10 protein-coding genes are annotated in these 11,694 nt (G+C 58.4%); 7 read left to right on the top strand and 3 right to left on the bottom strand.

The window, feature by feature from the left end:
• Positions 1 to 29: 29 nt before the first annotated feature.
• Together ACZ5RG_RS03620 and ACZ5RG_RS03615 are read left to right on the top strand one after the other, a co-directional pair.
• Positions 30 to 458, top strand: coding sequence for a YidB family protein (locus ACZ5RG_RS03620; protein ID WP_312262038.1), 429 nt, complete (start codon positions 30 to 32; stop codon positions 456 to 458).
• Between the two features lie 72 nt (positions 459 to 530).
• Positions 531 to 1,763, top strand: a complete 1,233-nt coding sequence (locus tag ACZ5RG_RS03615) for a BaiN/RdsA family NAD(P)/FAD-dependent oxidoreductase (RefSeq protein ID WP_315237238.1) — start codon at positions 531 to 533, stop codon at positions 1,761 to 1,763.
• Here ACZ5RG_RS03615 and ACZ5RG_RS03610 read toward each other — a convergent pair.
• Positions 1,753 to 3,996 (bottom strand): patatin-like phospholipase family protein, encoded by a 2,244-nt coding sequence (locus ACZ5RG_RS03610; RefSeq protein ID WP_315135675.1) that lies wholly within the window; start codon positions 3,994 to 3,996, stop codon positions 1,753 to 1,755. The genes ACZ5RG_RS03615 and ACZ5RG_RS03610 overlap by 11 nt on opposite strands.
• 301 nt (positions 3,997 to 4,297) lie before the next feature.
• Between ACZ5RG_RS03610 and rpsU the strand changes: the two genes are divergently transcribed.
• A complete protein-coding gene (gene rpsU / locus ACZ5RG_RS03605; RefSeq protein ID WP_019428257.1) occupies positions 4,298 to 4,510 on the top strand; it encodes a 30S ribosomal protein S21 in 213 nt (70 codons plus the stop codon).
• Positions 4,511 to 4,619: 109 nt separating this feature from the next.
• Complete coding sequence (locus ACZ5RG_RS03600) at positions 4,620 to 5,081, top strand: GatB/YqeY domain-containing protein (protein ID WP_464447803.1); 462 nt, start codon at positions 4,620 to 4,622, stop codon at positions 5,079 to 5,081.
• Between the two features lie 36 nt (positions 5,082 to 5,117).
• Here the strand turns inward: ACZ5RG_RS03600 and ACZ5RG_RS03595 are convergent, their stop codons facing one another.
• Together ACZ5RG_RS03595 and pmbA are read right to left on the bottom strand one after the other, a co-directional pair.
• The gene (locus ACZ5RG_RS03595; protein WP_298602600.1) at positions 5,118 to 6,008 is read right to left on the bottom strand and encodes a DMT family transporter; all 891 of its coding nucleotides are present in this window, start codon (positions 6,006 to 6,008) and stop codon (positions 5,118 to 5,120) included.
• Positions 6,009 to 6,021: 13 nt separating this feature from the next.
• Positions 6,022 to 7,500: a metalloprotease PmbA gene (pmbA, locus tag ACZ5RG_RS03590; RefSeq protein ID WP_298602618.1), complete on the bottom strand. Its 1,479-nt coding sequence runs from the start codon at positions 7,498 to 7,500 to the stop codon at positions 6,022 to 6,024.
• 22 nt (positions 7,501 to 7,522) lie between these two features.
• On the opposite strand from pmbA, the gene yjgA reads away from it, so the two are divergent.
• The 3 genes from yjgA (at position 7,523) to rpoD (ending at position 11,588) form a co-directional block, all read left to right on the top strand.
• Positions 7,523 to 8,179 carry a ribosome biogenesis factor YjgA gene (gene yjgA, locus ACZ5RG_RS03585; protein ID WP_298602603.1) on the top strand — a complete coding sequence of 219 codons (657 nt, stop codon included), beginning with the start codon at positions 7,523 to 7,525 and terminating at the stop codon, positions 8,177 to 8,179.
• Positions 8,172 to 8,768 carry a molybdopterin adenylyltransferase gene (gene mog / locus ACZ5RG_RS03580; RefSeq protein WP_298602606.1) on the top strand — a complete coding sequence of 199 codons (597 nt, stop codon included), beginning with the start codon at positions 8,172 to 8,174 and terminating at the stop codon, positions 8,766 to 8,768. Before yjgA ends, mog begins: the two co-directional genes overlap by 8 nt.
• A 306-nt stretch (positions 8,769 to 9,074) precedes the next feature.
• Entirely contained in the window at positions 9,075 to 11,588 is a 2,514-nt protein-coding gene (gene rpoD, locus ACZ5RG_RS03575) for an RNA polymerase sigma factor RpoD (RefSeq protein WP_464447802.1), read from the top strand.
• Positions 11,589 to 11,694 lie beyond the last annotated feature (106 nt).

Genomic DNA, 11,694 nt, shown 5'->3' with positions numbered 1-11,694 from the left:
ACTTTCCGCCGCAACCAAGGGAGGAATTCATGGGACTTTTTGATTCAATCGCAGGCCAAGTCGCTCAACAAGCCACGTCTGCACTGTCGGGCCAAGGTGGTACAGATGGGGGCAACGTGACGAAGATGTTGACGGGCTTGCTGAACAACCCCGAGCTCGGCGGCATCAGCGGCTTGGTCAGCGCCTTTCAGAAAAACGGCCTGGGCGATACCGTGGCGTCCTGGATTTCCAACAACGCCAATTTGCCGATTTCTGCCGACCAGATCCAGTCCGTGCTCGGCCAAGGCCCTTTACAAGACCTGGCGACCAAAATGGACCTGTCCACCGCTGATGTGGCCAGCACCTTGTCCGAGCGTCTGCCGGGTCTGGTGGACCAACTGACGCCAAACGGCCAACTGCCCAGTGGCGACCTGATGTCTCAAGGCCTCGGCCTGCTGCAAGGCTTCATGAAGTCCTGAGCCTCAGTGTCCTGTCATGAAAACGCCCTTCGGGGCGTTTTTTGTGCCTGTCCCTAACCTACACTTCCGGCTATGAATACATGGGATGTCGTGATCGTGGGTGCCGGGGCTGCCGGTTTGTTTTGTGCTGGTGAGGCGGGCCAACGCGGTCTGAAGGTGCTGGTGATTGATCACAGCGACAAGATCGCCGAAAAAATCCGCATCTCGGGCGGCGGGCGCTGCAACTTCACCAACCGTTTGCTCGATGCATCTGCACCGCAAAAGCACTTCATCAGCCAGAATCCGCACTTTTGCCGCTCGGCCCTGTCGCGCTACACGCCGCAAGACTTCATCGATCTGGTTCAAAAACACGGCATCGCTTTCCATGAAAAGCACAAAGGTCAGTTGTTTTGTGACCATTCGGCCGAAGACATCATCCAGATGCTGCTGGCGGAATGCGAGGCTGGGGGCGTAGAAATTCGCACCGGTTGCAGCGTGAAGTCTGTAAGTCACCTGACACAAGACGCGCAAGCCACGCACTACGTTTTGGAAACCGACAAAGGCCCTGTGCAAACCACCTCGCTGGTGGTAGCCACAGGCGGCCTGTCCATCCCCAAAATAGGGGCAACGGGCTGGGGCTATGAAGTGGCGGCTCAGTTTGGTCTGCGCTTGGTCGAACGCCAGCCGGGCCTGGTGCCATTGACTTTTGACGGTACCGCTTGGGCGCCTTATGCCCAACTGGCGGGACTTGCGCTGCCTGTCGGCATCGAGACGGGCGAGAAAAAAGGCCGCATGCACTTTGACGAAGACTTGCTGTTCACGCACCGGGGTTTGTCAGGCCCTGGCGTGCTGCAGATTTCAAGCTACTGGAAAGAAGGCACACCCATACGGCTCAACCTGGCCCCCGAAGTCAACTTGCCTGAACGCCTGCAAGAAGCGAAGTTACGGTCCAAAAAACTGTTGGGCAACGAATTGGCCATGCTGGTGCCCAACCGCTTGGCCGAGGCATGGGTCAGCCAAGACCCTGCCTTGCAACGCACATCTGCAGAGGTGCCCGACAAAGCGCTGAGCCAATTGGCGCAAGCCTTGTCCAGCTGGAGCCTCACACCCACCGGCAGCGAAGGGTACAAAAAAGCCGAAGTTACTTTGGGCGGAATCGACACGCGCGATCTGTCTTCGCAGACCCTGGAGTCCAAACAGCCCGGCTTGTATTTCATTGGCGAAGTGGTGGATGTGACCGGTTGGCTGGGCGGCTACAACTTCCAATGGGCCTGGGCCAGCGCCCACGCCTGCGCGCAGGCTTTGCCAGCGACGGTCAAAAGCTGAAGCGCCTGCCCAGCTGCAAAAACAGGTTGTAAGAGTCGCCGGTGCCTCTGGCGGCACCCAGATAGATGTCACCGATCTTGCTGTCAACCGCCACAAAGAGCGTGCCGCTGTAGCGCCAGCGTATGCCCTCGCCCTTGTACCAAGCGTCGCCTGCTTCCAGCACCGCACCTACATAGGTTTTTTGGTTGAACAAACCGCCACGGGTCAAGCGGTACATGTAAGTGGACTGCAGGTGCGCCAATTGATCCCCGGCCAATTGGCCCATTCGGTACGCGCCCATGTTCTGAAAACCACCCAGAATCAACTGGCTGGGGGAACGGCAGTTGGCGCAATCGAGGGTGACGCGGTCCTGTGCCAAGTTAAGGCCCAGATTGACAATGTGCGGCCCCTGCGAATGGGCCCATTTGGCGGTCAAGCGCCCTCCGCTGTAAATGGCCCCCGAAACCCCTCGCTCTAGGCTGGCGCCCAGAAAATACCCCCGCGTTGGGAAGCTCAAGGAATCGAGTTGGTCAATCTGCAACTGTGCCTTCAGGCCCTTGTATTTGACCAAGTCGGTGTTCGTTACCTCCGTCAAATCAGCCGTGGTGTCAAAGGTTCTGCGTATCGCACTGGAGGTGACGCCCATCTTGATGTTGGCCTTGCGCTCGAAGTCATAGACCAATTGCGCGTCCACACTCTGAACCGTCTGATTGAAGTACGCCAGCTTCTCGTTGCCCACTTCGTCCCGGAAAATCGCGGTTCTGTACAACGGCAAATAGTTGCGGTCCCATGACGCACCAGCTTCCAGGCTCCAGCCACCCATCAAGGGCTGGTACAAACGGGCGGCCAATTCAGACTGCGTACCCATTCGGGCATCGAGCGAAAACTCCAGACCCGAAGGGGTCAGCCAGGGCCGCCGATAGCCCACACCCGCCGTGAATTGCGTGACACCGTCCACCTCGGCAGAAAAGCCCAGGGTGGTCTTGAAGAAATGGGGGCTGTAAGGCTTCTCACGCACCTTGACGATCAGCGTGTACCGATCGCCCCGCTGTTGCTCCAGGGTGTAACTGACCAGATCAAAGTAGCCACTGGTGTAGAGCTCATCCATGTAACGTTCGGCCTGCACAGGCGAAAACTCTTGTCCCAACATGGGCGACAACATGGTCTGTATATAACGCTCTGACACATCCTTGTGGCCTTGTGCCTCTATGGCCACGATTCGTTTTTCACGTTGGTCAAATGCCAGGCGCGTGGCCGTTTGCACTGGGGGCTGTGCTGCAAAAGCCGTGCGCAAGGCAGACAGCTGGGCCTGCACGGGGATCAGGGCCTGCTCGCCACGCGCCACAATTTCAGGGGCTCGGCTGAAGTCGGCAAAGCCGATGTCCTGCAACGCCGGCTGCACCAACACATCTTGGGGGCGCAACAAGGCCAGATTGCGTTTTTCGTTTTGACGAATCAGGATGTCCAGCATGCGGTTGGCCACCACCAGCGCGTGGCTGGCTTGTTCGGTCTGCGCTTCTTCAACCCCACCGCCCAAAAAGGAGGCCACGATCACATCGGCACCTTCTCGCAGCGCCACTTCAACAGGCAAATTGGCCACAAGCCCGCCATCCACATAGGTCTCACCATCAACCTCGACCGGCGCAAAAACCGCAGGTGCCGCCATGCTGGCCCGAATCGCCAAGTGCAAAGCGCCCTGGTCAAAGACCTTTATTTCCCCATCCCGATAACGGGTGGCCACAGCACGAAACGGGATTTTCAGGTCATCGAAATCCACATTCGGCGGCACATGCACCGTCAAAGCCTGCAGCAAAGCCAAAAACCGCTGACCGTCACTCACCCCACGGGCAAAGCTCACACCGCCATTTTTGATGCCGAACTCCAGTTCAACCGGGTATTTTTGCTGGTAAGCACGGGTGCGAGACGGTAATTCCAAGCGATTGAGCTGGTCCAACGCCACCTTGGATGGGTCCAAGCCACCCACCATGCGTTCAATGTCATCGGTGGACATGCCACTGGCATACAAGCCCCCTATCACGGCCCCCATGCTCGTGCCCACAATGCGGGCAATGGGAATGCGGTCTTGCTCCAACTGCCTCAACACCGCCAAATGCGCAAAGCCTTTGGCCCCGCCACCCGCCAAAACCACCACCACCGAAGGCGTTGCAGGCACGGCGTTGACAGGCCCCTGTGCCCTGACCCCGCTGACCCACAAGCTCAATGCAAGTGCCCAAATGACAGGGATCCAAGACACACGAGCATGAGAGGTAGGTTTGAAGGAATGCATTTGTATGGCATTTTAGGGATTCACCCCTTGTAACGGCTGACAGCAAACACCCCTGCCGTGCGGGCCGTTTCAATTTTGCGCAAAGATGTGCTTTGGACCACGCAAAGTCTGTCAGCACCGGTTTCTCTGGCGTTATAATCGCAGGCTTTGCTGGCAAACCCCCGTCTGCCAAATACTAGTTCGTGACGGGGAACCGCCGAAACTGGGTTTCAAGGGCCCGATCTCCCTTTTGACTGCAGCCGGCACATTTTTTTGGAAAATTGATTCAATGACCACCATCCGCGTGAAAGAAAACGAGCCGTTTGACGTTGCCCTGCGTCGCTTCAAGCGCACCATCGAAAAACTCGGCCTGCTGACAGACCTGCGTGCCCGCGAGTTCTACGAAAAGCCAACGACCGAGCGCAAGCGCAAGAAGTCGGCTGCCGTCAAGCGTCACTACAAGCGCGTTCGCAGCATGCAATTGCCCAAGAAGATGTATTGATCTTCTTTTTGTATGACCCGCAAGGGTCTGCAAACAAGCCCGCTGGAGGACGCTCAGGCGGGCTTTGTCGTTTATGCCTCCCCACTTTCAACCACGCCAGGAGCCGCTCATGAGCCTGAAAGAACAAATCACCGAAGACATGAAGACCGCCATGCGGGCCAAAGATGCCGAGCGTCTGGGCACCATTCGCTTGCTGCTGTCGGCCATGAAGCAAAAAGAAGTCGACGAGCGCATCGAACTCGATGATGTGGCCGTGGTGGCCATCGTGGACAAGCTGATCAAGCAGCGCAAAGACTCGATTACCGCCTTTGAACAAGCGGCCCGCCAAGATTTGGCCGACAAGGAAAAGGCCGAAATGGCTGTTTTGGTGGGTTATTTACCCGCCCGCATGTCAGCCGAAGAAGTGGCAGCGGCCGTGCAGGCCATCGTGACCGCGTTGGGCGAAGAAATGGGCAAAAAAGTAGGCCCCGGCGACATGGGCAAGGTCATGGGTGCAGTCAAAGCGCAACTGGCCGGCAAAGCCGACATGGGCCAAGTGTCCGTTGCGGTGAAGGCAGCGTTGGCGGGCTGATGCTCTGAAAGGGCGCGACCTGCACGCCGCATTGGCTCAGGTCTGCAAGATGAGCGCAGCCCCTGCCACAGCCAGAACGGCCCCGCCCCAAGCCCCCCAGGCCGGGCGGCGGCGGTACACACCCCACAGCAGCGGCAGCAGCAAAATGGGCGTGAGTGACGAAAAAATGCCCACCAGATTGGCCTGCCCGGTTTGCAGGGCCTGCAAGATCAAGGTCATACCCAGCGCCATGGCCACTGCCGCACTGGCCCAAGTGTTGAACAAGGTTTTGACGTTCAGCGGGTTTTGCACACGCGCGACCTGTGCCCCGGTCCACAACAGCGCCAGATGCGCCAAAAAACTCGCCGATGTGCGCACCGCAGATGCCGCCACGGCATCCACACCCGAAGCCATCAAGGGCTTGATCATCAAGGTGGCAACCGACTGACACACTGCGGCCAGCAGGCCCAACAACACGCCGGTCATCAAGGCACCACGGGTGTTTTCCCAAGCATGTGTTTCGCTCTCGCGGCGTCCCCATACGATGGCCACCATGACGCCCGAAACCAGCAAACCGCCGCCCAACAAAGTCCAGCCCCAGAGCGTTTCGCCCAAAACCAGCCACGCCAGAAAAGTGGAAAAGATGGCGTGCGTGGCAAACAACACGCCGCTGCGACGCGGGCCGAGCCGGTTCATGCAGGCAAACAACGCCGTGTCGCCAATGAATATCCCGATCAGACCAGACAGCGCCAGCAAAGCGATATTCGAGCCATCCAGACTGCGCCATTGCCCGGTGAACACCGCCAGCGTCCAGAGCAGTGTCAGCGCAAAAAACAGCCGCCAGCGGGTAAAAGCAAACGCGCCCATGCGACTCGATGCGGCGGCAGAAAACAAACTGCCCACCGCCCACGACAATGCGGCCAGTGCCGCAAGGAGTTCTGCCTGCACAGCGCAGCAGGCCTCAGCTGCCCGCCACCTTCATGCGGTTGAGCAAGATGGAACCGGTGGTTTTGGCCCCCATGTTGTAGGCATCCGAGCCAATCGCTTCGATGCCCATGAACATGTCCTTGAGGTTGCCCGCAATGGTGATTTCATGTACCGGGTAAGCAATCTGGCCGTTCTCGACCCAGAAGCCACTGGCCCCGCGTGAATAGTCACCCGTGACGTAGTTCACGCCCTGCCCCATCAACTCGATCACAAACAAGCCCGTGCCCAACTTTTTCAACATGGCGTCCAGATCATCGCCTGGCTGCGTCAAGCGCGAGGTGAGTGTGAGGTTGTGCGAGCCACCGGCATTGCCTGTGGTCTTCATGCCCAGCTTGCGCGCTGAATAACTGCTCAAAAAATAGCCCTCAACACGCCCACCCTTGACCACTTGGCGGCGCACTGAGCGGACACCTTCGTCGTCAAACGGCGAGCTGCCTTTGCCGCGCAAAAGAAATGGGTCTTCTTCAATGTCGAGGTGCTTGGGAAACACCTTTTTGCCAAGGCAATCCAACAGAAAACTGCTCTTGCGATAAAGCGCTCCGCCGCTGACGGCTTGCACAAAACCGCCCAACAAGCCAGCTGCCACAGGCGACTCGAACAACACTGGGCATTCGGTGGTAGCGATCTTGCGGGCACCCAGGCGAGACAAGGCACGTTCTGCGGCGTAGCGACCTACGGCTTCAGGCGAAGCCAATTCGTCCGCCGAACGCATGGAGGTATACCAGGCATCGCGCTGCATTTCGGCGTTGCGGCCCGGCAGCTTCGCAATCGGGGCCACCGACACACTGTGCCGCGAGCTGGCATAACCACCCCGAAAGCCATGGGTATGGGCGCTGAAAAAGTGGCTTTGCTGGGCCGACACAGCAGCGCCGTCGCTGTTGGTGATGCGTCGGCTGGTTTTAAGGGCTGCAGCTTCGCACTGCAGCGCCAAGCGGGCCGCCTCTTCGCTGTTGATGGACCAGGGATGGAACAAGTCCAGATCGCGGTGGTGGGTTTCAATGTCGGCCTCGTCGGGCAAGCCAGCCGTGGGGTCTTCGGCCGTGAAACGTGCAATGTCGTAGGCGGCTTGCACGGTACGCTCAATAGCCGCTTTGGAAAAATCCGAGGTGCTGGCGTTACCCCGGCGGTGGTCCACATAGACCGTCACACCCAAGGATTTGTCGCGGTTACGCTCCACGTTTTCCAACTCACCCTTGCGCACACTAACCGACAGGCCACAGCCCTCGGAGGCTTCGGCACCTGCATTGGTGGCGCCCAGCTTTTTGGCATGGTCAAGGGCAATGTCAACCAACTCTTCAAAATGACCACGGGAATAGCTGAAGCCGTCGTGCGGTTGCGAAGAAGGGACTTTGGCAGAGGCGTTTTTTTTCACGGAATGGTTCTCGCAGCAGATGGCGAACGCGCAGCTCGCAGTGGCCGCTATGATACTTGCCACCCAGCCCTTGCGCTGCATCAGAGAACGAGTTCCCCCAGTCATGTCCCGTAAACCCAAAAAAGGCTATTTCGTCCGTGGTCAATTTGTTGCCGAAGGCAGCGAACTCGACCTGGAATACAAACGCGAGCTCAAAGGTGGCTTTGATGGCCCCAGCCGCACCGAACTCAAGCGCGAAAGCACCGAACTTCAAGATCTGGGCACAGACCTGCTGACCCTGCGCAAAGACCTGATGGAGGGGTTGAGCCTGCCTGACAAACTGGTCGACGGCCTGGCCGAGGCGAAACGCATCACCAACTTTGAAGGCAAACGCCGTCAGATGCAGTTCATCGGCAAGCAAATGCGCCTGCTCAGCCCCGAAGCATTGCAGTCCGTGCGCGAAGCGCTGGACATCCAGCGACTGGGCAGTGCCAAAGACACGCAAGCCCTGCACTTGGCCGAAGCCTGGCGCGACCGCCTGATCGCAGACGATGCTGCCGTGGGTGAGTGGATTGCGCACTACCCGCAAACCGACATCCAGCAATTGCGAGCCTTGGTGCGCCAAGCCCGCAAGGACGCGGTGCCAGTGACCAACGCCGATGTGTCACAAGGCCTGGCCCCACGCCAAAGCCGCGCTTACCGTGAAATGTTCAAACTGGTGCGCAGTGTGCTCACAGACGGCCAAAGCGACGAAACACCCGACGAGACCGACGATGAGTAAATCCTTGTTTGATCCGATCAAGATAGGCATCGTGTCCATCAGCGACCGGGCCAGCACCGGCGTGTACGAAGACAAAGGCCTACCCGCGCTGCAAGAGTGGTTGTCCAAAGCGCTGCACAACCCCATCACTTTTGAGCCACGCCTGATTCCGGACGAAAAAGCACGCATCAGCGCCACCCTGATCGAGCTGGTCGAGGCAGGTTGCAGCCTGGTGCTGACCACGGGCGGCACAGGCCCTGCCTTGCGCGATGTAACGCCCGAAGCCACGCTGGCCGTGGCCGACAAGGAAATGCCTGGCTTTGGCGAACAAATGCGCCAAATCAGCCTGAAATTCGTGCCCACCGCCATCTTGTCGCGACAGGTGGCAGTGATCCGGGGACAAAGTCTGATCATCAACTTGCCGGGCCAACCCAAATCGATTGCCGAAACGCTGGAGGGCCTGAAGGACGCGCAGGGCCAAGCCGTGGTGCACGGTATTTTTGCCGCCGTGCCCTACTGCGTCGATCTGATCGGTGGCCCCTACATGGAAACGCGCGACGAAGTCTGCAAAGCCTTCCGTCCTAAAACAGCGATACGGCCTGCTCGCTGAACCAGACTGACAGCGCAAGCTGGAGGCCATCTGCAAGCGGTTGATATCTGTCTTTGGGTATAATCCGTTTTTTCGGCAAGAGCGACAGCAGCACCTCCGGCTAGACCACCGCCATCAGCGCGACGCCCCCATGTGGGCCGGTCACCGTTCCGCAAGGACTGCATTCCAAATGTTCGCCCACCATCTTGCTATTGCAGATTTGACGCCCATATAGGGTGTTGATTTGTGTCCTACAAGCCCGCGCCGGGATGTATTTGGCGCTGACTGTGTCCGTTTCCTTGTCTGTTTTGATGTTCTGAGGTGTTCATGCCTGCTCAAAAGTCGAAGAAGCCTGCCCAGGCCCCTGCCCAATCCAAAACCGTTGCCAAAACCGCCGTTGCCAAAAAAGCCCCCGCGCCCGTCGCCAAGCCCAAAGCAATCAGCAAAGTGACTGCCAAAGCACCCGCCCCAAAGCCCACCCCCGTGGTGAGCAAGGCCAAGGTGCCCGCCAAAGTCGCTGCCAAACCGGCAGCCAAGGCAGTCACCAGCGCGGTCAAGACAACGGCAGCCCGGGCGACTCCCGCCCAGCCTGTGAAGAAAGCCGCCTCCGTGCCCGCCAAGAAATCTGAAGTGATCGTTAAAAAAACCACTGCTAAAGCCAAAGAGGCAGTTGCCGAAGTGGAAGTAAAAAAAACCACCAAAGCGGCCAAAACCGCGGCCCCTGCTGAAGACAAAAAGCCCGCTGCAAAAAAAGCCGTGACCGGTGCCAAGCGCGGCCCCAAGAAAAAAGGCAGCATCGCCGAGCCCAGCCTTGACGATGATCTGGACATCGAAGCCGACCTCGAGGGAGAACCCGTCGTTGAAGCAGGCTCCGAGACCGCCGAAAAGGTCAAGCCCCTGCGCATGAAAATCAGCAAGGCGAAAGAACGCGCCTTGATGAAGGAATTCGGTCTGGACGAAACCGTCCTCACCGAAGCCGAAATGAAGCAACGCCGCGACCGTCTGAAAGCCCTGATCAAGCTGGGCAAGACACGCGGCTACCTCACCAACGGCGAGATCAGCGACCACCTGCCCGACAAGCTGGTCGATGCCGAAACGCTGGAAGTGGTGATCGCCACGCTGAACGACCTGGGTGTCGCGGTGTACGAGCAAACGCCCGACGCCGAGAGCATGATCATCACGGACAACGCGCCCACGGGCTCGACCGAGGAAGAAGCCGAAGAAGCCGCTGAAGCCGCGCTGTCCACCGTGGACAGTGAATTCGGTCGCACCACAGACCCCGTGCGCATGTACATGCGTGAAATGGGCACCGTGGAACTGCTGACCCGGGAAGGCGAGATCGAAATCGCCAAGCGCATCGAAGGTGGACTGATGGACATGATGGCTGCGATCAGCGCATCACCTGCCACCATCGCCGAAATCCTGCGTATGGCCAACGAAATCCGCGAAGGCAAGGTCGTCATCTCCACCGTGGTGGATGGTTTTGCCAACCTGAACGAAGCCGACGACTACGTGGCCGAAGAAGACTTCGATGAGTTCGATGAAACCGACGACGACGACGGCAAAGGCGGCTCAAAGGCCCTGACCAAGAAGCTCGAAGAGCTGAAAAACCAAGCACTCGAACGCTTCGACCGGATCACAGAATATTTCGAAAAAGTGCACAAGGTGTACGACAAGGAAGGCTGGGGCACGCCCGCTTACGTCAAAGTGCAATCGGCACTGTCCGAAGAACTGATGACGATCCGCTTCACTGCCAAGACCATCGAAAAATTGTGCGACTTGGTGCGCAGCCAAGTCGACGATGTGCGCAAGAAAGAACGTGAACTGCGCCGCATCATTGTGGACAAATGCGGCTACCCGCAGGACAACTTCATTGCCGATTTCAGCGGTCGCGACAAAAACGGCAAACGCGTGGAATCGCAGCTGCTCAACCTCAAGTGGATCGAGAAACAAGCCGCCTCAGGCAAGAGCTGGTCTGCGGTCATGGGTCGCAACATCCCGCCAGTGCAAGACTTGCAACAAAAGCTGATGGACCTGCAATCGCAGGTGGTCGTGCCGCTCGACGAGTTGAAAGACATCAACAAGCGCATGAACGCCGGTGAGCGCTCGTCACGCGATGCCAAGAAAGAGATGATCGAAGCCAACCTGCGCTTGGTGATTTCCATCGCCAAGAAATACACCAACCGCGGCTTGCAGTTCCTGGACTTGATCCAGGAAGGCAACATCGGCTTGATGAAGGCAGTGGACAAGTTCGAATACCGCCGTGGCTACAAATTCTCAACCTACGCCACCTGGTGGATCCGTCAGGCCATCACCCGCTCGATTGCCGACCAGGCCCGCACCATCCGCATCCCGGTGCACATGATCGAGACCATCAACAAGATGAACCGCATCTCACGCCAGCACTTGCAGGAGTTCGGCTTCGAGCCTGATGCCTCCATCCTGGCCGAGAAGATGGAAATCCCGGAAGACAAGATCCGCAAGATCATGAAGATCGCCAAAGAGCCGATCTCGATGGAAACGCCGATCGGTGACGACGACGACAGCCATCTGGGCGACTTCATCGAAGACAGCACCCACACGGCGCCGATTGACGCGGCCCTGCAAGCCGGTCTGCGTGACGTGGTCAAGGACATCCTGGACAGCCTGACACCGCGCGAAGCCAAAGTGCTGCGCATGCGTTTCGGCATCGAGATGTCCACCGACCACACGCTGGAAGAAGTGGGCAAGCAGTTCGACGTGACCCGCGAACGCATCCGCCAGATCGAAGCGAAGGCGCTGCGCAAGCTCAAGCACCCCAGCCGCAGCGACAAACTGCGCAGCTTCATCGACACGATGTAAACGCCTCAGGGGCCTCCGCAGTGGAGGCTCCCGTTGCATCACCAAGGGCGATCGGTCAACAGATCACCCCCAATGCCAATAAAAATGCCGCCAAGAAGTGACTCTT

It is taken from the genome of Limnohabitans sp. TEGF005, from assembly GCF_055394835.1.
Note: the sequence above shows the minus strand (reverse complement) of the source record. Positions and strands in the feature narration are given on the sequence as shown.

Excerpts from the sequence above, each read along its gene's own strand:
- rpsU (WP_019428257.1), top strand. The coding sequence starts at position 4,298 with ATGACCACCATCCGCGTGAAAGAAAACGAGCCGTTTGACGTTGCCCTG.
- yjgA (WP_298602603.1), top strand. The coding sequence starts at position 7,523 with ATGTCCCGTAAACCCAAAAAAGGCTATTTCGTCCGTGGTCAATTTGTT.
- pmbA (WP_298602618.1), bottom strand. The coding sequence starts at position 7,500 with ATGCAGCGCAAGGGCTGGGTGGCAAGTATCATAGCGGCCACTGCGAGC.
- ACZ5RG_RS03600 (WP_464447803.1), top strand. The coding sequence starts at position 4,620 with ATGAGCCTGAAAGAACAAATCACCGAAGACATGAAGACCGCCATGCGG.
- ACZ5RG_RS03615 (WP_315237238.1), top strand. The coding sequence starts at position 531 with ATGAATACATGGGATGTCGTGATCGTGGGTGCCGGGGCTGCCGGTTTG.
- mog (WP_298602606.1), top strand. The coding sequence starts at position 8,172 with ATGAGTAAATCCTTGTTTGATCCGATCAAGATAGGCATCGTGTCCATC.
- ACZ5RG_RS03620 (WP_312262038.1), top strand. The coding sequence starts at position 30 with ATGGGACTTTTTGATTCAATCGCAGGCCAAGTCGCTCAACAAGCCACG.
- rpoD (WP_464447802.1), top strand. The coding sequence starts at position 9,075 with ATGCCTGCTCAAAAGTCGAAGAAGCCTGCCCAGGCCCCTGCCCAATCC.